General features: G+C 39.8%; 18 protein-coding genes. 9 read left to right on the top strand and 9 right to left on the bottom strand.

Going from position 1 to position 21,943, the window contains the following annotated elements; all coding sequences use genetic code 11:
- Nucleotides 1-10 precede the first annotated feature (10 nt).
- Nucleotides 11-598: a hypothetical protein gene (locus J3P37_RS06750; RefSeq protein WP_256010308.1), complete on the top strand. Its 588-nt coding sequence runs from the start codon at nt 11-13 to the stop codon at nt 596-598.
- A 163-nt stretch (nt 599-761) separates the two neighbouring features.
- On the opposite strand, the gene J3P37_RS06755 is transcribed toward J3P37_RS06750, so the two are convergent.
- From J3P37_RS06755 to J3P37_RS06775, 5 genes are all read right to left on the bottom strand, one after another.
- Nucleotides 762-1,454 (bottom strand): hypothetical protein, encoded by a 693-nt coding sequence (locus tag J3P37_RS06755; protein WP_256010309.1) that lies wholly within the window; start codon nt 1,452-1,454, stop codon nt 762-764.
- Nucleotides 1,451-8,626, bottom strand: coding sequence for an FG-GAP-like repeat-containing protein (locus J3P37_RS06760; protein WP_256010310.1), 7,176 nt, complete (start codon nt 8,624-8,626; stop codon nt 1,451-1,453). Before J3P37_RS06760 ends, J3P37_RS06755 begins: the two co-directional genes overlap by 4 nt.
- 491 nt (nt 8,627-9,117) lie before the next feature.
- Complete coding sequence (locus tag J3P37_RS06765; protein ID WP_256010311.1) at nt 9,118-9,972, bottom strand: PhzF family phenazine biosynthesis protein; 855 nt, start codon at nt 9,970-9,972, stop codon at nt 9,118-9,120.
- Nucleotides 9,973-10,164: 192 nt separating this feature from the next.
- The gene (locus J3P37_RS06770; RefSeq protein WP_256010312.1) at nt 10,165-11,247 is read right to left on the bottom strand and encodes a hypothetical protein; all 1,083 of its coding nucleotides are present in this window, start codon (nt 11,245-11,247) and stop codon (nt 10,165-10,167) included.
- Between the two features lie 754 nt (nt 11,248-12,001).
- On the bottom strand, nt 12,002-12,229 hold the full coding sequence (locus J3P37_RS06775; protein WP_256010313.1) for a hypothetical protein: 228 nt from the start codon (nt 12,227-12,229) through the stop codon (nt 12,002-12,004).
- A gap of 140 nt (nt 12,230-12,369) precedes the next feature.
- Between J3P37_RS06775 and J3P37_RS06780 the strand changes: the two genes are divergently transcribed.
- Together J3P37_RS06780 and J3P37_RS06785 are read left to right on the top strand one after the other, a co-directional pair.
- On the top strand, nt 12,370-13,335 hold the full coding sequence (locus J3P37_RS06780) for an AHH domain-containing protein (RefSeq protein WP_256010314.1): 966 nt from the start codon (nt 12,370-12,372) through the stop codon (nt 13,333-13,335).
- Entirely contained in the window at nt 13,335-13,991 is a 657-nt protein-coding gene (locus J3P37_RS06785) for an imm11 family protein (protein WP_256010315.1), read from the top strand. The genes J3P37_RS06780 and J3P37_RS06785 overlap by 1 nt, the downstream gene beginning before the upstream one ends.
- A gap of 368 nt (nt 13,992-14,359) precedes the next feature.
- On the opposite strand, the gene J3P37_RS06790 is transcribed toward J3P37_RS06785, so the two are convergent.
- From J3P37_RS06790 to J3P37_RS06800, 3 genes are all read right to left on the bottom strand, one after another.
- Nucleotides 14,360-14,698, bottom strand: a complete 339-nt coding sequence (locus tag J3P37_RS06790) for a HepT-like ribonuclease domain-containing protein (RefSeq protein ID WP_256010316.1) — start codon at nt 14,696-14,698, stop codon at nt 14,360-14,362.
- Nucleotides 14,682-14,990, bottom strand: a complete 309-nt coding sequence (locus J3P37_RS06795) for a nucleotidyltransferase family protein (protein WP_256010317.1) — start codon at nt 14,988-14,990, stop codon at nt 14,682-14,684. The genes J3P37_RS06790 and J3P37_RS06795 overlap by 17 nt, the downstream gene beginning before the upstream one ends.
- A 462-nt stretch (nt 14,991-15,452) precedes the next feature.
- The gene (locus J3P37_RS06800; RefSeq protein WP_256010318.1) at nt 15,453-16,007 is read right to left on the bottom strand and encodes a hypothetical protein; all 555 of its coding nucleotides are present in this window, start codon (nt 16,005-16,007) and stop codon (nt 15,453-15,455) included.
- Nucleotides 16,008-16,495: 488 nt separating this feature from the next.
- Between J3P37_RS06800 and J3P37_RS06805 the strand changes: the two genes are divergently transcribed.
- From J3P37_RS06805 to J3P37_RS06830, 6 genes are all read left to right on the top strand, one after another.
- The gene (locus J3P37_RS06805; RefSeq protein ID WP_256010319.1) at nt 16,496-16,789 is read left to right on the top strand and encodes a YcxB family protein; all 294 of its coding nucleotides are present in this window, start codon (nt 16,496-16,498) and stop codon (nt 16,787-16,789) included.
- Between the two features lie 110 nt (nt 16,790-16,899).
- Complete coding sequence (locus tag J3P37_RS06810) at nt 16,900-17,646, top strand: hypothetical protein (RefSeq protein ID WP_256010320.1); 747 nt, start codon at nt 16,900-16,902, stop codon at nt 17,644-17,646.
- A 205-nt stretch (nt 17,647-17,851) separates the two neighbouring features.
- Nucleotides 17,852-18,130: an AHH domain-containing protein gene (locus tag J3P37_RS06815; protein ID WP_256010321.1), complete on the top strand. Its 279-nt coding sequence runs from the start codon at nt 17,852-17,854 to the stop codon at nt 18,128-18,130.
- A 374-nt stretch (nt 18,131-18,504) separates the two neighbouring features.
- Complete coding sequence (locus tag J3P37_RS06820; RefSeq protein WP_256010322.1) at nt 18,505-18,825, top strand: hypothetical protein; 321 nt, start codon at nt 18,505-18,507, stop codon at nt 18,823-18,825.
- A 620-nt stretch (nt 18,826-19,445) separates the two neighbouring features.
- A complete protein-coding gene (locus J3P37_RS06825) occupies nt 19,446-19,832 on the top strand; it encodes a hypothetical protein (RefSeq protein WP_256010323.1) in 387 nt (128 codons plus the stop codon).
- Nucleotides 19,833-20,346: 514 nt separating this feature from the next.
- A complete protein-coding gene (locus J3P37_RS06830; RefSeq protein ID WP_256010324.1) occupies nt 20,347-20,580 on the top strand; it encodes a hypothetical protein in 234 nt (77 codons plus the stop codon).
- A gap of 145 nt (nt 20,581-20,725) precedes the next feature.
- On the opposite strand, the gene J3P37_RS06835 is transcribed toward J3P37_RS06830, so the two are convergent.
- Complete coding sequence (locus J3P37_RS06835; protein ID WP_256010325.1) at nt 20,726-21,889, bottom strand: hypothetical protein; 1,164 nt, start codon at nt 21,887-21,889, stop codon at nt 20,726-20,728.
- Nucleotides 21,890-21,943: the final 54 nt, after the last annotated feature.

Raw genomic sequence — 21,943 nt, forward strand, 5'->3', positions numbered from 1 at the left:
TTTAAGATAAATGGAAAATCAATCTGAATACCGGCAGCAGCTGATTAAAATGTTTCATTTGCTGGACTACGCCGCCCATGAGTTTTATGACCTGGGCTTTACTATCGGTCTGGAAGAGGAATGGCAGGACTGGAAAGCAACCCTGGTGGATGGAGACCAGCTTCCTGTAGATCTGGAAATTCTAAAAGCTTTGAATCATCCGGCCATACCTGGCGTTATCAGGATAATTGAGATCCTGGCCGATGCCCGGAATTCCATTGCAAACCTGAATAATCTTTCGGACGAGGAGCTTAGTATTTCTGAAGACCCGGATTTTGATACAGAATCCAGGGAACAAGATTTAGAACGAAATCCATATTCTCGTTCCTATATCGAGTTTTTTATGTCAGAGCTTCATTCTGATTTGCTCAGCATTTATGAAGCACTTTGGGAACTTGCCTTTTCTGAAGAATTGCCCGATAAATCATATGACTATTTTATGATGAGATATTACGAAGGAGGGCTGGAACTAGCATCCGATGATCAGAATGTTAAAGTGGTTTTGGAAGCGTTAAATGAGGTATTGCTGATAAATGGTCAAACGGAGTATGAGAGGTGAGGAATTAATCATGATTTGCCGGTTAGTTCCTTTACAGGACGATTGAGATAGTTTAGATGTAAGAGAACTGGCTAAATTAACACAACGTTGGGTATAACCAAAACTGCTTTACGGTATGGATCCAGTAGCTCGATACTAAAAATGTGGAATGCTTGAAGGAACGCTAAACTACTCGAAACTGAAACAATGCTGAACTAGATGAATTTCCATGTTCATCTTTTGTGATTATTTTCCAATAATAGGTAGTTCCAGAAATAACTTTTATATTATTTAAAAACATATCTGGGACGTTGCTTTTATAGATCTCAGGAGAAATAGAAGTTCCAAAATATACATCATAATTGACTATGTCGTTATCAGGATCACTTCCTCTCCACCTTAATTGAATACTACCATTAAGCGCCGTTACATATTGACCAATGGGGGAATTTTGGTCCGCAGGAAAAGGTGTATAATAAATTTCACCGGGCCCAGGGTTGTAAAAATTCCATATATCACTTTGTGATTCTAATGGTGTTTTAACCGGTTTGGATATAACATACCATGAATATGGCGTATCACGCGAAAGTGTTAGCTCCAGCATTGGCACAGGAGTGTTATGTATTATCGATGTGCCAGTTGTCATGTTCTTAATAATTACATCATAGTTACTGGCATTATCGACCTGTTTCCATGTGAATGAGATTATACTTTGTGTAGCAGATACGATTGTACTGGTTGTACAAGCTGAATTTTGGCTCGGAAACAGTAGAACCGGTTTATTGGAAATTTCCATATCGGGCTTATCTCCATCAGTTTTTTTCTTACATCCGCAAATTAACATTGTCACAAGTAATACCAATGTTCCTGTTCTCATTTTTTTATTATTTTAAATATACGTTGGGTATTATCAGTAGTTAATTTAAGCATGTAGACTCCAGGAATCGAGATGCTAGAAAGATCTAACTTTAAAGTATCGCCTGGGTGGTTAAATTTTGAGGCATAAATACAGAATCCAACTGTGGAATACACATCAACCCTAACGTTACCTACAGTCTGGTAGCCTAAGTTTATATAAATTATATTTTCAAATGGTGTCGGATATATGGTGATATCGCTAGATGAAATAACTGTCTTGTAAATAACGCCTTGGCAAGGTTTGTCAGTAGTAATTATAATATCATTTTTCCCATCTGCAAGCTCGAGGTTAATTATGCTGTCTCGTGTTGTTTGGGATATACCATTTAACTGGATATTGTAAATAGTGCCACCTTCTAATGAAAATCTAATGTTTTTATTATCAGTGCTTAAGGTGGATATGCCGAGAGTTTTTGGCTCTGAAATAGTAAGGGTGTAGCACTGTTCATAGCTATCATTAGCAGCTACCCTAATGCAAAGCTTATAAGTGCCTGCTGCAAGGTTCTTAAATGTGGTGGCGTTATCAAATTGAACTGTATTTTTTGTCGTACCCGTAAGCGTAGCCATGTAATTTAGCTCTTGTGCTGCGGTGATGCTGATACTACCGTTATTTAAACCTCTGCATGTAGCAGTGGTAGTCGAGATAACAAAATTAGATACTGGTAAGCTTTTTAGTATGGTAATTACCCCTGGTAAGTACGAAAAGGTATAATTTGTTGAGGATGCTCCTTTAAATAAAATAGGATATGTGCCAGAAATGGAAGTGTTTGTTGCGCTGGTCTCTGCAGTAGGTTTTATGGTGATGCTTTCTTCGGTGTCTGAATTGACAAAACCGCTAGTAGTGTATGTAAAAATAGGAAGCTCTGATCCTGATAATATGGTTTTGTCTTGTGCTTTAATGGTTAAACGAGCTGGTGTTACGATAAGTTGCCGCATTTTTTGATCAATATAAGCACCGGCCGACGTTGCTGTTATGGTCGCTATACCCGCCCCGACAATACGAATTCTGTTTTCAACAATAATTGCAACCGCTGTATTGCTGCTGTTGAGTGTTACTGTGCTATTGGTAGGCGGTATAATTTGAGGCTCTATATCCGCAGCTCCGTATACTACACTGGAGATTGGATTTAATACAATAGCTCTGTTTACATCGGCCGTAACTTTAAATGACTTTGATACACTGTAACCAGCAGGATCTGTTGCGCTAATTGTTACAGTTGCTTGTTCTGTCGCATTTAATCTGGTCCCTTTACCAGGCAATTGTGAGATTTTGAAATTTGTCGATTCGCAATTACTTGTCAATAACACATTTTTAGTATAATCAGGAATTTCGGCTGTGCCAGTTTCATCAAGTGCTAAATGCTGATCAGTAAAGGTATTTGTAATTTCCATGTCACTGGTTACTTTGATATTAACAAGTGCCGTAGCCGATGAGCTTATCGCGCCGAGATGGCCATCGCGATATCCTTTTTCGCCACCGGCAAAAGTTGTTACAAAGCCAGTTGCATCGATTTTTCTGATGCAATTGTTCCCCAAGTCGGCTACATAAACGTTTTTTTTCCCATCAACAGCTATACCGCTCGGGTTATTAAATCTTGCTATAGAGCCGGGGCCATCAATATATGCTCCGCCTGATGCTCTGCTTCCCGCAATGGTGGTAACTGTTCCGTCCGGAGTTATTTTAACAATAGAGGATCCACTGATAATGTAGATATCTCCATCTTGGTCAACCGTTATACCTAAAGGGTATAGGTAAGTGTCAGATTTCTTCGTTAACAATGTAGATACTTGCCCGGATGGGGTAATTTTACGTATCGAACCATTGCCAGAATCTGCCACATAAACAATACCGTTATCATCAATTGCTACTCCACCCGGAGAACTAAAAGCAGCGTAATAACCTTGTCCGTCCTGACTGCCGTGACCATAGTAACCCGCAAAAACAGTTGAGACACCCGTCGGCGTTACTTTTGATATGGTTCCGCCACTCATGTCGGAAACATAGAGCGTGCCATCGGGCGCGGCCGCTATTCCCGTCGCAACACTTAATGCAGAAGCGATGTCAGAACCGGGATACGTGTGTCCGCTCGTGTATCTCCCGTTTCCCGCGAGGGTGGTAACATTATTTTGTGTATCTAGCTTACGCACAGAACCTGCAGTAAAGTATATATTGCCAAACGGATCGACTGCTAATTTCGAATAATTAGAAATTGCCAGGCCTGCCAAAGTGCCTTTGCCATCGGTATTGGTAGATGAACCGCTTCCGGCTAACGTTGTGACTTCACCAGATGCGCTTATCTTTCTTATTTTGGAGTTTCCCGCATCACAAATATACAGATTGCCATATACATCAAATGCTACAGAACTCGGTCTATCAAACTTTACAGCTGCCGGATTGAGAGGGCTGGCTGAATCTTCAATCTTAATACTTACGTTTTGATTACCTATTGAGGAACAATTAAAGCTCGGGGTGCTTAAAGTAATTTTAGGATTTGTAATTGTTGAATTTATTGTTGCAAGATCGCTTAAAGTAAGGGTTTTGGCTTTGCCATCAATTAGCGTAACTTTAATAGTGTCGGCTAGGGGAGTTATAGACGTTCCTTCAGGAGTCGGTGAGCCATAAATAAACCCGCCTAAACTAACACTGCCTAGTGGAGTCTGTATTGATACAGAACCGCTGTTTCCATTTGCAGGCACAGCGGTTATAATGGTTGGCGATACAACTTTAAAAGAAGTTGCCGGAACACCGCCAAAGCTTACCGCGGTTGTACCGTTAAAATCTGTTCCCTTAATAGTTACTACAGTTCCAGTTAGAGCGCTTTTCGGTGCAAAAGTGCTTATGGTAGGTTTGGAAGGGGTATGGGGATTATTCTGATAGATAGATAATACGTAGCCCATAGAGGCAAGGATATCAGATTTGCCATCCCCATCAAGATCGCCAGTGGCTAGCGACGAAATGCTCCCGGTTATAATATCTTCACTTGCGCTCAGTGAGTTGGAATTGAAAACACCCGGAGTACTGGTATTTCTAAATATGGAGAACCCAGTAGGTGTTGTGTAATTGTTACCCCTTGACGCTAATATATCGGGCTTACCATCGCCGTCTATATCATTAATAATTACTTCTAATAGTTGTGATAACTTAAAGTCTACCTTGGGGGCAAAACTTATATCAGCATTAACTGAAGTGTTGCGTAGTATTGAAAAAGTACTATCTAATAGGTATGATATAATGATATCAAGCTTGCCGTCACCATCAATATCTCCCATTTTTTGGGAGATGCCGGTTAAGGTGTTGCCCGTATTTATATCGATATGGGGGGCAAATGATGTGGTTCCGATGATATTAGAAACCGATGTGTTTTTAAGTATAGATATACTTCCGTCTGAGTTATTGGTAACAATATCCGGTTTTCCATCGTTATTAAAGTCAGCGACAGACAAATCTGTCGCGTAGGACTTGATTGGAAATTGTTTTTCAACACCGAAGGTGAACTGAACGTCGCGTGATATGTTTTGCGAAATTTTCACTGCCTTAAAATCGGCATCGGTTGAAATCATATCGGCTAAACCATCGCCGTCTACATCGGCGACGGTTGATGGCTGATTACCGTATGATACGCCCGTAAATACGGGCAGATTAAATGAGAATGTGCCGGGTACCGAGGTGTTCTTTCGTACGCCAAAACTATTGCCAAATTCAAACGGCCCGCCTCCTTCAGCTAAAATGTCGGGTTTCCCGTCGCCGTCAACATCAATTATCTTGACATTACGACCTACATCAAAACTAGCGGGTGGCGCAAATGATCCCGCACTAATAGGTGCTCCAGGGATAGAAATATTGCGGTGAATAAAAATCCTATGAGTATCCTGGTTACTTATTACCACCAGGTCAAGCTTTCCATCTCCATCTATATCTGCTATTACTGCTCGCTGATTGTAATTTTCGCTTCTTATATAAGCTGGAGCGTTAAAATCATTTTCCGTAATGCTGTATTTGGAATTATAGGTAGTGTTAAAAGGCAACCATGAATTACTGATCCGTTTATTAGCATTATTTGCTACCAGTATTTGGCTATATGTACTGCTTGCCGGGACTGTTAACGTTAAACTATTAGGCGAGGGGGTGGTAACGACCTTGCTGATATTGCCTATGGTAACTGTGTTGCCCGATGGCAGTATGTTGAAGTTGTTGCCAGTTATGGTTATTTGAGAGCCAACTGCTCCTGTCAACGGACTAACTCCTGTGATTTGCGGTGAAGTTTGTACCAACGGCATAGGGTGATGGTAGACTGGCTGTATAGAATTATTGGACATCGCAGCTAAAATGTCCGGTAAATTATCTCCATCAATATCGGCGACAGCCAATGTGTGTGCTTGGTAAGGTATTTCGATATGCGCGGAGACATTAAACGCAATGTTGTTCGTATTTGTATTGTTTTTGAAAATTGATAATGTACTATGGTTGTGTTGTTTTTCGTCCGCCGTTAAAAGATCAGGCTTTCCATCGCCGTCTATATCTGCCACAGTCAGTGTGTAAGCTCTAGCTTGATTGCTATTTAACACTAAGGGACCAGCAAATGATGAACCGTTAATAACGCCTGCTGTAGACGTGTTTTTTAATATGATTAATTGATGCAGAATAATATCAAGTTTCCCGTCTTCATTAATATCTGCCAGATCAAATTCTCCGGAATGTTCAGACATCAGTACAGGCGGCTCAAAACTAAATTTTCCGTTTGCTGATGTGTTTCGAATTACTGTAATGCCATTTTTGTAAGGATAGTCGCGGTCGTAAGAGCTAATTACCAGGTCTGGTTTTCCATCTCCGTCGATATCGCCAGCCGCAAAAGCAGAAAGTGTCGGTAGATTCAGCTCCGTACTAGCTGCAAATGCGATCTTACCGACAGATGACACGTTGCGGTGTACATACAAAGATAAGCCATAACTCTGGGACGTAACGATATCGAGTTTTCCATCTGTATTTAAATCGACCAAGATCAGGCGGTTACCAAAAGTATGATAATACGAAGTGATATTTGTTCTTTTTTCGAATGCGATATTACCGGAAGTAGATATGTTTCGCAAAACGGAAACTGTATTGATGGTTTCGTTAATAGTTATAATATCAGGCTTGCCATCACCGTCCAGATCGCCAATCTTAAAGTTTTCTATAGCATCTCCGCCCTCAAAATCAATAGCCGCATAAAATTGCTCGGTTAGTGAGGTTACTTTTAACCCTTTGCTTCGCCATACAGATATTTTCTTTGCAGTAATATCTGCGGTAACCATATCAGGATTGCCATCGCCGTCTATATCACTTAATTCTAGATTCATAAGTTTTTGTCCACGATAGTGGGTGTTTAGAGGTGATTCAAAATCTGATGTGCTTGTACTTGTGCTGGCGGTATAGGTTACATTAAATGGTTTTAAAGAATAGGCGGAACGGGTAGTCTCCGTATTTAATACACTAATTGGCTTATATGTGGAACCCGGAGGTACCTGTACTACAATTTGATTGGCCGTAGCTGATATTACTTTCGCTTTAGCGGCACCAAAATGGACTATATTATAATCAAGAGCATTTTTGTTAAAATTAGAACCATTAATTGTCACCGTGGTACCCACCGGACCGGCTAATGGAGTTATAGAACCTATAACCGGCGGATTGTTTGGATTTTTACGAAGTAGGGATACTGTATTAAAATTATTTGTTACGATGATGTCTTTTCGGCCGTCTCCATCGATATCTGCCAGAGCAACCGCCGAGGTGTTCTGCTCTATATTTATATCTAATTTAGGTGCGAACGATGAACTTGTGATAGGCCCACTAGTATAAATGTTTTTTATAACGGAAACACTTCCATCATTATAATTGGGTACAGCCATATCTAATAGCCCATCGCCGTCGATGTCATCAAAAGCAATTTGATATGGCCCTTTTCCCGTTATAGTGCTAATTCGTGGTAAAAACGACTCGCTGTCGATAATAGCGCCATTCGTAGCATTTGTTAAAATAGACAGGGTGTTGTCAGTCCTATCTACAGTTACTAATTCGAGTTTGTAGTCATTGTTAAGGTCGGCAGTTGCAATAACTGATGCACCATTGCCACATGGGAAATTAATGGGCGTTTCGAAAGACGAAGCATTCAAAGGGCCGGTATAAGTGCTTGCGTTATGTATTACAGAAACCATCCCGTACGTATTTATGCCTGCAATATCCAAGCGAGAATCACTGTCTAAATCGGCTAGCGTTATGTTTTTTAAAGGAACACTAATGTTGTATGGGGCAGCAAATGATGCGTTGTCAAGCACTCCTTTTACTGAATTATTAAGCAAAACAGAGACTGTTGCTCCGTTGGCAGTAACAATGTCTGGCTTGCCGTCCCCATCGATATCTCCCACTGAAAGTGTTAAAGGGCCAGCGGCCGTTGCAAAGTCAATTTTTGACCCGAAAGAATCGACATTAATAGTTCCGCTTGTAGCTTTATTGGGGTATACCGATACAGTGTTCCCTAGTTTGTTGGCTACAATTAGCTCGGGTTTGCCATCGCCATCCATATCCTGTACGGCAACAGCAATCGGGGTATTTCCAGTTGGAATATCAACTTTAGGTGAAAATGAGGTTTTGTTAACTACATTCTTAGTGGCTGTGTTACGAAAAATAGATACAGTGAAATTTATTAAGGTGTTTAGAACCACCATGTCTAGTTTTCCATCTCCATCTATATCACTCATACACACCTCCCGGGGAGAATAACCTGTGGTTAAATCTACTTTCGGATCGAAGTCCGATGAAGTGATTGAGCTTTTACTGTCTGAAGTAGTAATAAATGGAATGGGAGAATAGCCAGTTAAACCCAATGTAGTGTTTAGCACTGAAATTGGCTTATATGTCGCTCCTATTGGAACAATGGTGGTTATTGAGGTACTTGTTGACGATATTACAGTAGCTTTTACACCTCCGAAAAATACGTTATTGTTGGCCGCTACCGTATTAAAATACCGCCCCCAAATAGTTACGGTTGTGCCGGCGGGCCCGGATAACGGATTTACATTATTAATGTAAGGAGACTGGGAAAATAGGGGGGTAGTAAACAATAAGAATATGTAGAGTAATAAACGCTTCATATAAGGTTTGAGGTGTGTCTTTAAAAAAGTTAAGTGTAAAGATATTATTTTGTGTACAAATCGCACAGCTTATAGCTCATGTAGCTGTCGAAATAAGTGCACTTTACTACAATTCTCTTCAATATTCTTTTCTAAAGCCTACCGAAATCCAATTTTTCTTTATCCAAAAAGGCAGGAATTTTTAGTCAAGTTCAAGTCTTCAAAGAAATTTCCGCATTTTCCAAGACTTTCGCCCTTCTTTATAACCCTTCCGATATTGTGCTTGGGGCAAATTCAAGCTAATTTGCTCCATTCGCTAATGCCACCTAACTCTATGACTTCATTTTACGTCAACATACCAATCCTCGTTAATTTGATGAACTGTGTTATGTCTTGCTTTTATTATGCAACAACTGGTTGTCTATTCAGGTCGATATATGGGTAATGTTCTGCTTCCTTAGCTTCTTAAAGAATTCTTCACTACCATTCGCTTGCGAGTATTCCATTTCTTATTATATTTCTACGATTCGCTTACTAACTAATTGGGCGCTCCCGCCAGCGAATAAGGATGTAACCTTGCCATCAGCAATATCAAGGTCAACCTGGATCAGGCTTGGCGAAGACGGGTTCATAAAATGTCCCTGGTGAATTTGAAAGTGCTGCTTTTGATATTTAGATTGATACAAGTAGGCAGCGAGCTGCCCTGCAGCCATACCTGTTGCAGATTCTTCGGGAATACCGTAAGCCGGTGCAAACATACGCGTAGTGGAATCAGCTCCGGGTACATTGCAAAAGATGTAATAACCGATCAGTTTATGTTTTGCAGAAATGGTGGTGATCTGCAGCATGTCTGGTTTTAATGCAGACAAAGCTTTATCGCTCGCAACTTCTAAAAGCACAAAGCGATTGCCATTATCTGATATCAGTGGCGTATACCCCGTATCGGCAATTTTTAAAGATGCAGCAACAGACATGGCGTCATCAGCATTTAGTTGGCTGAAGACAGGTGCCTTTTGCTCCATAAAAACCTCCTGACCTTTGAAGATGATTTCACGACGTCCGTCAATCGTTTCCTTGTTTGATGTAGTTTTCTGCTCCGGTATCCTTCCGGTTTGCTTCAAATAAGCGAAGGCAGCAACCGTTGCATGGCCGCAATCGGCAATTTGCCTTACCGGTGTGAAAAAGTCAAACTTAAAGTCGGCAATAGCAGACCTGCTGATGAAGGCCGTTTCCGACAAGCCTGCTAACATTGCTATTTGTTGTTTTTGTTCAGAGGATAGGTCATCGGCATCCAGTACTACGGCTGCCGGATTTCCGCCTCTACCGCCAGTGGTAAAAGCGTTTAATATGTTTATGGCAATTTGCATGTTATTACATCACTTGAAATCAGCAACATTGCCTGTTCAAGTGATTTGAATAATAATTACGCTAAAGTAATATCTTATGCTACAGGCTGCGCTGAAATTGCAGGATGTAAAGCAGGAAATCATGTATGTGATTCTTTCCTTTCGCCTGATACTTTTTACATTGTTTGTTCTTGCCAGAACGTTTTCTGAAGTCTAGTCTTCCACTTTCTGTAAATGATAGGTCTTTCTTAGGATCGTAACCTTGCTGCCAGCTTGCGGCTTGGCAGGTGTAAAGCTTACAAAGTCGCCATTAGCAGACGTAACACCAGGAAGTTTAGAATAACTAATTGCATATTCGTCCAATCTTATGTTATCGAATGTTACTTTATCTCCTGAGTTAATTTTGTTCAGTAAGAAAAGCCGTCCCGAAATCGGTCCTTGAGCTTTGCAATAACAAAAGCTTATTTCCTTTGAAAACATTCCATCAGAGGTAGTTCCCCCTTGTGAATTGGAATTGATGGAGAGTAGAACAGGTTTAGCTTGAGGAGAATACTGCGCTATAACATGTGAAACATCTTTTAGACTTTGGAGCGCGTTAGGTCCCAATTGTTGCCTCGCGATTGCTAGTGATGAGTAGATTAATGCACTATTGTCAAATTGAATATCATAACCCATTAAGTTATCGACTTTGAAGTTGTTTTTTATCTTTTGAGTGTCTTCATCAGTTTCAATTTTGCTTATTTTGACTATTTTCTGTGCGATATATAAATTTTCGCCTTGCACGGTCGCCCTTTTCTTTCCACCCGCTTGCAAACCTGCGTTAAATACATTAACCCCGTTCGGCAGTTTTGCCCTTACCGATCCTTCTAATTCTTTAGAATAAATAATGTCAATTGAACTTACTTTTGCTGCTTCAAAAATGACCTTTTCATTTTTAACAAGTGGCAACGAGTATAAATCCTTAACTGTTATTATCTTAATGTCTCCAAGTTCTACACTCAATTGACTGTTGGAAAATGCACCTAATCCTAGTATAGATTTAAGGGAAAGTTTTAACCCACCTAATGTTTCATTAGATAACGATTGTTGGCTTAGAGATTGGGATTCTATCAATTGTTCTGGGGGGAGTCCGGAAGTCGTTGCACCTATGCCGGCAACCCATTTTGCTCCAACAATTTGCCTGTTTGAGGGAACATTAATAAAAGTATAGCCTTTTAGAATGCCTGTACTACCAATAGGCTGACTTATACAAACTTGGGTTACTATCGAGAAAAACAGAAGCAGAATTGATCTCATATGTTTTTTTCTCTAAAATAGAAATTTTATCTTGATTGTAATTCTTTCGCAGGCTTAAAACTTTTTTGACAAGTTCCTCGGAAGGAATACCCCCAGATTTTCAATACCAGAATATTGCTTAGGTGTTCTTTTCTCAATCGGCCTTGCTTGTATTATTGTCAAATTATATAAACAGTTGTCTATTAAGCGAGTCGCATAGACCTAACCATTCGATGAAATTGTTAATCACCATCTTTCTCACCTTCCTGGAATTTCAGACCAGACAATCTCACCATATTGCAGGGGCGTTCCATCCCCTGCAATATGTACTTTGTTTTTTACTCCTGTTCTAAATTTTCATTGATCCGTTTTGCCGACTCTCTCATTGCAGAAATAATAACTTTCGGATCAAGCAGCTTATACCTGCTTTCCGGTAAAAATACACTTAAACTCGCCAATACTAAACCATCTTTATAAAGTGGTACTGCAAGGCCGGATAAATTAAGCTAGTATGTAGTTTTGAATTAGTATGTATTTTTTTCTAGAAAATTTAATCGCCCCATTTAAAACCAAATTTAGCGGATGCTTCCTCGTAAGTTTATCTTGTTACCTATTACCTATTCTTATAAAACAGGTAAAATGGCACAAGTATCCTTTTTGCGGCCGGAGACACGAACCGGGGCGAAAGACTTGTGCAGGTAGCAGCCTTGGTTCCTGTCCTCGCGAAACATCCCAATTTCCAAGGCCCCAGTAACAGCACAAAGCCTTATTGATTTTATGCCTTTACCAGTTTTCGAATATTGGCTTCTGTTATCTTCTTAAGACCGTTGATATTTTTCAGGATTTCTGCTTTATCCCCCATTAATTCTCTGAGTGTGGTTTGGGAGGATGTAAGCATAGAGCCAGTAAATTTTCTATTATTTAAGCTTTGCCGTGTCGCCATACCACCAAAAGCTAAAGTAGAAGTAGCCGAAGGGTTTTGATTGGTTAAAATACCAACCATCCAGCAGGTGGCCAAGGTAACGGCAGGGTACTGAAAATGGGTGCGGATGTCCTGTCTTAAAATTTAAAAACTCCGCTTCCGTTTTGGTTGGAACAGCAAGTGATTGCTGATGTATTGAAAATGGCAATAATAGTGCTCTAATGCTACGTATTAGCACTTTGCAAAGTCAAATTGGATTTGATGAACCCACAAAAGAGTGGCTGACCTCAAACCCTGAAATGGTTTCTGAAATAGAAAACTATTTGGAACACTCTCCGGTGGATGACGAATTAAGATCCTCCATAAACTCCTTTATGGAATTTTCTAAAACTGGAAGCATTGACTGGGAGGATGCTGGTCTTACACTAATCCTATCAAGTGTTATTCCAGTCACACACCGGCACCATATACCTGTAATAAAAAACCATATTAAGGCGATGGTTGCCATGGAATATGTCCACGATCCGACCTTAACTAATAGCTTTTCTGATAAAATGAAAGCCTATTGGAGAGTTTCAAATGAATGGATTCATACTGGCCTTGATTTCGCAGGTTTGGTGCCGGTAGTAGGGGAGGTCTTTGATTTAACTAACGGTATTTTGTATGCGATCGATGGTGATAAGATAAACGCGGGATTATCTATAGCTGCTGCTCTTCCGGTAGCTGGCTGGCTTTCTTTAGGCGCTAAGTATACGATTAAAGCTGTAGATGCAACAGGTAATACAAAAACTGTTTTAAAATGGGTGGTGTCACAAAGTGGTCAGATCTCATTTGGAAGAAGAAGCCAATTACGTCAAGTTTTGAAACTGGCCAAGGGGGATGCGAGACAGGCGCATCATATAATTCCTTGGGAATATTCTACACATCCTGTAGTGCAAAAAGCAGCAGATTATGGTTTCCATATGAATGAGGCTTTAAATGGTATCCCTTTGTCTACATTGATACATAACGGAAGCCATACAGCATACAGCACAAAGGTTTTTGACGAGTTAGAAGAAATACGTACATTGTATGGATCTAATATCACACCTCCGCAGGCTGAGCAAGCGGTATTAGATTTAGTGAATAGAATTCGAAATGAGATGATTAATCATCCAACTGTTCATATCAATAATTTAAATTTTTAATGAAGTATTTCAGATTAAAAAGGTCGTCGAATGATGCGCAAATTGGAACATTTCCGCAAGTCTCAGAAGGTGTGTTTTTTACTACTATAAATGACCCTGCTTTCTTAGAAAATATAGATCTTTTTAAGGAAATTCAAGGGAATGTGAGCGTTCCAGCTGCAAAACTTGCCAAGAAGGCAAAAAAAACTGACTTGGTTTCTGTTAGTAGCATGGGATTTTCAGGACGTTTATTTGTCAGTAACAAATTGAAAAATATTCTGGGAAAATACGCTGCAGATAAAGTTCAGTTTTTGGAGTCGTACCTACTTGACAAAACGGGCGAAAAGGAGACATATTGGATTGTTCAACCGTTAACATCAGATCAGAGTTATCTTGATTTTGAGAATTCAGATATCTGGCTAAAATCGATACGAGAAGGAAAGATTTCAAAAGTCCCGTTGACATCGCTGGAAGATTTTAATATTCAATCTCAAAAAATCGATCTTCCTAAACATCTACAAATAGAGAAACCTGCGATTAGAGAAGAAATTTTAGATGATTTTTTTATCTTACAAAAAGTGTCTGCAGGAACAGGATATTATGTGTCTGAGAAATTAAAATCGGAAATTGAAAATCAGAATTGTACAGGAATTGATTTTGAATTACTCCACAGTTAGATCTTCAACACGCAATGCTTGAAAAACGTTTCTTGCTAGTGAATTTCAAATACAAAGGCTGTCTCATTACACGTGAGACAGCTTTGTAATGCCTATGAATCGCGGTGATTTAAGCCGTTCGAAAATGTGGTGCAAAATAAGATAAAAAGTCTCACTCCATGACTGGGCATTTTGTTATCCGATTTATTGATGTAGATGGAATGCTTTTAGGGGTATATTAAAAGATTATCAAAGGTCGAATTGCGGGTTTGATCATAAGAGAACATCGAATTAACAACCATGGTAAAAAGCTTGCATGATAGGCAACTCCGAGTGAGTGGTCAGCCATATGAGCTGTCGCATTAGCTGCGCAAGGTACCGATGGGCTTTTATTCCCCTAATAGCTTTTCGACCTCGTCCTGTAGCAACGGAAGATGTCGTACCAGGATGCCCCAAATTACTTCATCTGAAACCGAGTCATACCCATGAATAATTCTGTTTCGCACATCTACGAGTTTTCTAGCATTCGAAATTTGGATAGAGTTGCTTTTCTTTAAAATCCGGTTCATTGCCTCACCGATGATTTCTATATTCCTTTCCACAGCACGCTTGGTTCGTAGGTCACTTTGGTAATATTGAAACTCTTTTGGAGTGTTCACAAAGAAGCCTTCTATTTCATTGATTGCATTCAATATATCATACAGCCAGGCTTTAACTTCTACGTCCATAAATCAATTGTCGTTGCTGAATTATAGTGTCCCTGAAATAAGGATTTTTTATCGCCTTTTCTTCTAACAGGTCTATTGGTCGTTTTAAAGCATCTTGCAAAGCAAATTTCAGGTCAAAGTAGTTATCGGCGTATTCCAGGACATCTAATGGCTCAAAATCAACAACTAAGTCAATGTCGCTTTCACTATTGAATTTGTCGGTTAACACTGAACCAAAGGCGTACAAGCTCTTTACCCTATGCCGCTTACAGAGTTGGGATATAATTGACGAATGTCTCTCTATCTGGTTCATATTACAAAGCTACGAAAATGAAAAGAATTTGGTCGGGCTAATCATCGATGTGTTTCCAAGCTTGGTGTGATTCTTTCCTTTTGCCCGCCTGATATTTTTTACATATTAAGCTTGTTCATGTCCAAAGTTGTAGCAGATGGCGTATAACCCCTTACTTTAAATACCTGCTTGTTAGCAGGAAGGTAATTAACTTCGCCGCCGCTTAGTGTTCCTTACATCGGAAAAGGCCATCAGTACATTGTCTTCAAATAGCCAGTTATTGATGGAAAACGTGCCATCTGTGATACGGGAACTTTCTGTTCGTCCCAATCGCCCGTTCTGTGAGTAGCATAGCTTGTATATTGCCAATGTCCTTTGCATCCTGTATTTTGCCTCTCACTTCGAAGAAGCGTTGTTGCAAACGTGCCAGCAACGTGTAGTTAGCCGGGCAAATATAAACTTAGGGGGATGCAGCACAAAGCCTTATTGATTATATGCCTTTACCAGTTTTTTCATATTGGCTTCTGTTATCTTTTTAAGGCCATTGATATTTTTCAGAATTTCTGCTTTATTCCCCATTAATTCTCTGAGGGTGGTTTGAGAGGATGTAAGCATAGAGCCTGTAAATTTCCTATTATTTAAGCTTTGCCGTGTCGCCATACCACCAAAAGCTAAAGTTGAAGTAGCCGAAGGGTTTTGATTGGTTAAAAATATTTCGCGGTGTTCGTCGTCACCTTTCAGTAGGTAGTACTTTTTCTTGTTTTGCCAATCCCTGTAATTCTGACTGGAAACCCTTGTACCGTAACTCACTCTTATCAGGGTCACATTACCCCGCACGAGGTAATCTTTCATGGCAAATAAACCTCCTTCAAATTCATTAAAGCCTTCGTCGAGCGATGCTATATCTTTTATGGCCCCGCTGCTATGTACTGAGTGTTTGGCTCGTGCCTGATTCGTCTTGTGTTCGGTTTTCGTGTCCTGGGCGTGTGCATAAGAAATTGTGAAAAATGCCAATAGGCAAATAAGGTTTAAATTCATCGTTTGATTTTTGCTTAAAAATAGGAGATACATTGATCAATTTATAAAAAAATGTTCTACCGCTATTTGGCGCAAATGTGCAGCGTTAGTTTAGAGACTTCGGGATGGGGCAGTTTGTTGAGAAGAGTGACTCGAAAAAGATGATCGCGAAACTAAAAGAGTCATCTCCCGCCGACTTTCACTTTACATTATAATTAAATTTATAATTTTATCAGATGCAAGAGACCGATAATTCCTCCTTAACATTCCAATATACACTATCGTATTCCGATTTTTTAGCTTTCCAGCTTTACACTGCTTCAAACTCCCGCCGCTCGAAAAGAAATCGTAGGAGGAGTTGGTTGATCATGATTGTGCTTTCCCTTTTTCTTTGTTACACGGCCTGGTCAACCGGACACCAAAGTCATCTTTACTTTCTTGTTCCCCTGGCCCTGGTGGTTATTTTATTTTTCCCGACCTACCAAAAGTGGTATTATAAAAGGCATTATATGAGGCATATAAAGGAATATTACAGCAACAAGGTTAATCAGCTGGGGATTCTAAGATTGGATAAAGAGTTTATATTAGAAACAAGTGCAGTGGGAGAGAGCAAAATTTATTTAACGGAAATAAAGGAACTGCATGAAACGGGTCAGCACTTTTTTGTTAAGATAAGTACTGGAGAATCATTAGTTCTACCAAAAACGCAGGTAGATACCCAGCTTTTAAAAGAGCAACTGTTTAAGTTATTGCCGGAGCATAAGGTAATAGTAAAGGAGGATCTGCAATGGAAATGGTTTTAATTAAGGCTACCTGGTGGGAACATCCGACAAACCTAGCTTACGGCAATACTCGCCGTTCGACTAATTAATTATCATTAGGAACATTTAAACAGAATGAACAAGCTTAGGGTATGAAATTAAGTCTATTTTTATTCTTCCTTGTACTAGGCAACAGTTGCCAGGCTCAATACTATTACAGGGCGTTCGGTGGACTGAAGAATTGCAGGACAGTACAGGATATTCATGCGACCGTTCGTGTGTTACAAAGAGACGTAACAGATGCAAGAATTAGCAGGCCGATGGGATTCGGATACCATTATACGTACTATGAGTTTTCCCTGAGACCTGGCAACCGTTTTCAGAACTTCAGATTGTACCTGGTTTCTAAAGATGATACGCTCAAATTGGCAAAATTGGAAGGGATGCATTGGAGGGGTCATGTATCCGAAAAGGACTATTTAGTAAAAGACACAAAGAGCATCGTCGAGTTTCTGGACCAGCACTATGAAGTCTATAAGGGTAGCCTGAGTATTAAGCGATTCGAAAAGGAGATAACCAATCAGCTCACCTACACTTTTGGTTGTGGTCTTGACGGAACTAATTACACTAAAGAAGCTCTCTTGATGAACAAGTATGTAGCTGCGGGTAACAAAAAGAAGCTTTATAGTTGGTTGAGTTCTACTAATACGGAGCTGCAGGCTTATGCTGCTACTGGCTTAATACAATTGAGAAAGCGAGGATTTGAGCTAGGACAGGAGCAGCAAAGAGCGTTAGGTCATTTGACTAAGCTGAATCCACCGGTTCTAACTTGTGCTGGTTGCTTGTATGGATTGACAAGAACCATTACGGAAGTTGTTGGGATGGATGGAAACGAGTAGGAGCGGGAAATAAGATAGAACTGCCGGGAATATGATAGAAGCCCGTTATTCATTTTTCTTTGATATAGCCCCTGTATCATATCAAGGTATTATCATGTCACATTTTGTCAGATTTCCTCAATGAAGATTTTCAATTTTCAAAATATTCATACTCCTTGGTGTAAACGCTATTAACAGAGCTCAACTACGGCAGGTTTTAAAATTGGTGACGGGTGATCCGAGACAGGCTCATCATATAATTCCCTGGGAGTTCATCGACAATACTGTGGTCCAAAAAGCGGCAAATCACGGGTTTCATATGAATGAAGCTTTAAATGGTATTCCTTTGCCAAAATCTGTCCATGTTGAGGGCATGGTGCATAATGCCTACAACACTACTATCCAAAATAAACTTTCTGCTATTACTACCTTTCACGGAGCTAATCTCACTCCAAAAATTGCCAAAACTGAGTTTAAAAATTTAATTTCGAAAATTAGGACTTAGGTCGTAAATCATCCTGGCGAAAACATAAATAATTTTTGTAATGAATATTTATAGGTTAGAATACGAACATACACAGGAGATAATAGGAGGTACTTTTCCTCAATCGCAAAAAATAGTGGAGGACCCGGTTAATTGGCAGTCATCAAACCACATAATGTCCGTTTGGGGCCAATTTCCTTTGAATATACATATACCTGACTCAATTCTTCATTCAAGGGCAAAGTTGACTGACCTGGTATCTTCTTCTCTCATAAGACATCCAATTATTAGTGGAAGGCTTAAGTTGATCGTTGAGAAGTACCGGACCGATGGTTTAGAATTTGCCGTTACCGGATTGTTAACTGGAAAGAAGAGAGTTCAATATTGGATAATGAATGGGTATGATATGGACTACGAAAAATATTGATTATGCAAGATCTTCTATTGTCAAAGCGGGTATAGGAATGACTAAGATTGATCAGCTAAATATACAATCGGCCAGTGATCCTAAAGAAGCTATCAGGGCAATGAAACCCCCAGAAGGAGTTTGGATTGAGAAACTGGTTCTTAGAGATGATGTAAAAGATGATATATTTTTTCTGGACAGAGTTGACGGGAGTAACTATTATATTTCAGAACGATTGAAGGATGAAATAATTGGTGCTGGTTGCACTGGTATCGTCTTTGTAAATTATACCGAAAAATATCCCGGATAGTGTAAATCAATCTAAAAAACAAGGTTAAGCTTTTGTAAAGGAATGTTGGCTTCGTTTGAACAAAGGTTTGCATGTCTTTACGGAAAGCAGTTGAACACAATTATAAGGTCTCAGGAGTGTCTGAGATCTTGTAATTTGGCTTACGTCGATTATGATAGAAAGTGATGAAAAATCTAAATTACTTTAGATGTAATCCAAATGGTCATATCAATAATTTAGACTTATAATGCAGTATTTCAGAATAAAACGCTCCTCGAATAATTGCACAAATTGGAACATTTCCCCAAGTCTCAGAAGGCATTTCTTTACTAACATAAATGACCCTGCTTTCTTGGGAAACATTGATCTTTTTACCGCACTTGGTGGTAAGGAGAATAATCTAGATGAGCAGCTTGAATCAAAAGAGTGACAGTTTTCATTTTATTGAACTTTCTGTATTATTGATACGGATTTAAAAGTCTGCTTTTAATAAAGATGCCAGGCTTACCGGCAACGGCAGACGAATAAACAATATTAATTCAGGAAAAGATATAATGTTCATTAAGTACTTAGGATCAAGCGTATTCATAATAATTTTAGGCGTAATTTTATATATTAGAGGTGGAGCCAATAAACAAGAGTTGAACAAAGCTAGTGGTGCTATAAGGTATATTAATAAAACCTACCAGGATCTGCCAAACAGGGACTTTGGAAAATATCGCTATCTTCAAATTGAGGGGTTCCCGGAAACAATCGAGCTGTTTATTGGAAAAGAAAGTGGTGATTTTAAACCCGATCTGGAGAAAATTGATGAATTGAAAGTTGGTGAAGAGGTAACGGTCTATTATTCGGATGGCATCAATAGCGAGAACGATGGTATTCAAAGATTGGTTCAATATATTGATAGGGGCCGTGAACCGGTCTTTAAAAAAGGCAGCTGGGACAAAACGCTTGGCTTTATTGTGGCTGCATCAGGAGGCCTGATACTAGTTGGGTTATTTGTCCTGAGAAAATTCGGAAAGATCTAGTTTCAGAAACGCTTGAGTAGGTAATCACAGCCTTGATGTAAGGAGAGGCATTCTGAAAGCCATACTTTCGAGTCATGCCGTTCTTTTCACTTTTAGTAAACAATAGGATGCTTTACTATAACATATATACTCATATTGCTGATAAACAATTTTTTGAGATACAAGAAAAGCTTATCGCCCTTGAAAAGTTAATGCTTGACAGGCTGACAGAATTAGAGTGGAACTTACTAAACCGGTCAAGGAAAATGACGCTTTAATAGTAGACTTTTATCGTGACGATGGGATCTTTATGGGAAATCTCGGATTCAATTATATTGATAAACCAGGGGGGGCACCTTTTCTTTTTATGTAGCTAAAAGTTATGATGTATTCCAAAACAGATATTTTGTAAAACAAAATATCTCGGAAGGTACAAGTTTAGCTTATTACGAACAAAATATTGATTTGATGCTCGATAAATCAATTCGTTTGTATGATCAGTGGGATAAAAACTATATTTTTATCAATACTATAGATGATTAGAAAGAAACTAACTGTGTTTAGTAATTCAATGTTGTTTGTTTTGAATCCGGTGTCAGAAATCGTCTTATCTACTGACTCAAATGGAAGTGAGCGTTATTTTAATATACAAGACTTAATTGCTGGAAAGTGGGGCTATAGGGGGATGCAGGATATTGAATTTGCCTATAATCGAAAATGGTTTCAGCCGAATGAGATTAATGCTCTGGAAAAGTTAGATTGTCAATGATGATGTCCAAATGACGCTAGGCTATTCTAAATTAGCAACTATTGGATGCTGTTGTGGCTGCAGGCAGTAAGGCCTTTCTATAGGCCTTTACAACATTTATACAAATCTTGTATGTGATTCTTTCCTTTTGCTCGCCTGATATTTTTTACATATTAAGCTTATCCATGTCCAAAGTTGTAGCAGATGGCGTGTAACCTCTTACTTTAAATACCTGCCTGTTAGCAGGAAGGTAATTAACTTCGCCGCCGCGCCGGGTATAAATTGCCAGACCGCCTCCACTTCCGGGAGCGCCCAAGAAGGGTGGGGGATATGCTTTTACGATTGCTATATCACTTACCGGTATATTGGCGACATCCTGTGCGGATACCCTCATTTCATTTATGAAAAACGTTACAGGTGAACCCCGCCACCTTGCAGTCCCCCCATAAAAGCCTCCCGGTGCTATTTGCAGACCTGCAATCCTGCCTTGCAGAAAAGTGAAAATATCTGAAAACCCTAATGCATGAGGGTCATCCATAATACTGATCAGTCGTTCGTTGCCCGACTGAAATAATCCGCTAACATATTCTTCATCAAACTGCTGGGCAGGACTTTTGGTGGTACCCGTTACTACTACTGCCTGCAGTTCAATCCCCGGGCCTGCAAAACTAGCTTCCGCGGCTTTGACGGGCTGGTCCAGGCTTAATCGCATAGCTGATGAAGGCTTGCCGAGATAAAATACCTTGCCCGCCACCGCTAAGGGTTTATAAGTGGAATCGAGTAGAGTACTGATACGGATGTTGAGCGGCTGCTTAGTGTTTCCTGCATCGGAAAAGGCCATCAGTGCATTGTCTTCAAATAGCCAGTTATTGATGGAAAAAGTGCCGTTCTGTGATACGGGAACTTCCTGGTCGGCCCAATCGCCCGTTTTTGTGAGTAGCATAGCTTGTATACTGCCAATGTTCTTTGCATCCTGTATTTTACCTCTCACTTCGAAGAAGCGTTGTTGCAAACCTGCCAGCAACGTGTATTTGCCTCTTGCCAGCGAATCAGGTAGATACAACGCACCGGAGGCCTGTCCGTTGATCATGGGCCAGCGGAGCTGCGTACGCAGTCCTTGTTCGTTTTCAATGGTCAGCTCCAGCGTCGCCAGGGACTGATTTATTATCCGACCGCTACTATCTTTGTAATCCACCTTTACAATTAACGAATCACCAGGTTGTAATATGTTCTTATTCAGTTGTATATCCAGCCTGTGCTTGTTTTGTTGTGCCTGTACGGTGCTCGTCATCAGCAGGCAGGCAAAAAGGGATAAAACCACGCTTTTCATATAAATAAATTGAACAAAATTGAAGCCAGCAATTGCTGACGAGACAGAAAAGAA

Source organism: Desertivirga xinjiangensis (assembly GCF_024436435.1).
Lineage (GTDB): Bacteria > Bacteroidota > Bacteroidia > Sphingobacteriales > Sphingobacteriaceae > Desertivirga > Desertivirga xinjiangensis.

Coding starts and splice junctions, on each gene's coding strand:
- J3P37_RS06750 (WP_256010308.1), top strand. CDS start 11: ATGGAAAATCAATCTGAATACCGGCAGCAGCTGATTAAAATGTTTCAT.
- J3P37_RS06755 (WP_256010309.1), bottom strand. CDS start 1,454: ATGAGAACAGGAACATTGGTATTACTTGTGACAATGTTAATTTGCGGA.
- J3P37_RS06760 (WP_256010310.1), bottom strand. CDS start 8,626: ATGAAGCGTTTATTACTCTACATATTCTTATTGTTTACTACCCCCCTA.
- J3P37_RS06765 (WP_256010311.1), bottom strand. CDS start 9,972: ATGCAAATTGCCATAAACATATTAAACGCTTTTACCACTGGCGGTAGA.
- J3P37_RS06770 (WP_256010312.1), bottom strand. CDS start 11,247: ATGAGATCAATTCTGCTTCTGTTTTTCTCGATAGTAACCCAAGTTTGT.
- J3P37_RS06775 (WP_256010313.1), bottom strand. CDS start 12,229: ATGGTTGGTATTTTAACCAATCAAAACCCTTCGGCTACTTCTACTTTA.
- J3P37_RS06780 (WP_256010314.1), top strand. CDS start 12,370: ATGCTACGTATTAGCACTTTGCAAAGTCAAATTGGATTTGATGAACCC.
- J3P37_RS06785 (WP_256010315.1), top strand. CDS start 13,335: ATGAAGTATTTCAGATTAAAAAGGTCGTCGAATGATGCGCAAATTGGA.
- J3P37_RS06790 (WP_256010316.1), bottom strand. CDS start 14,698: ATGGACGTAGAAGTTAAAGCCTGGCTGTATGATATATTGAATGCAATC.
- J3P37_RS06795 (WP_256010317.1), bottom strand. CDS start 14,990: ATGAACCAGATAGAGAGACATTCGTCAATTATATCCCAACTCTGTAAG.
- J3P37_RS06800 (WP_256010318.1), bottom strand. CDS start 16,007: ATGAATTTAAACCTTATTTGCCTATTGGCATTTTTCACAATTTCTTAT.
- J3P37_RS06805 (WP_256010319.1), top strand. CDS start 16,496: ATGAGGCATATAAAGGAATATTACAGCAACAAGGTTAATCAGCTGGGG.
- J3P37_RS06810 (WP_256010320.1), top strand. CDS start 16,900: ATGAAATTAAGTCTATTTTTATTCTTCCTTGTACTAGGCAACAGTTGC.
- J3P37_RS06820 (WP_256010322.1), top strand. CDS start 18,505: ATGGGTATGATATGGACTACGAAAAATATTGATTATGCAAGATCTTCT.
- J3P37_RS06830 (WP_256010324.1), top strand. CDS start 20,347: ATGATTAGAAAGAAACTAACTGTGTTTAGTAATTCAATGTTGTTTGTT.
- J3P37_RS06835 (WP_256010325.1), bottom strand. CDS start 21,889: ATGAAAAGCGTGGTTTTATCCCTTTTTGCCTGCCTGCTGATGACGAGC.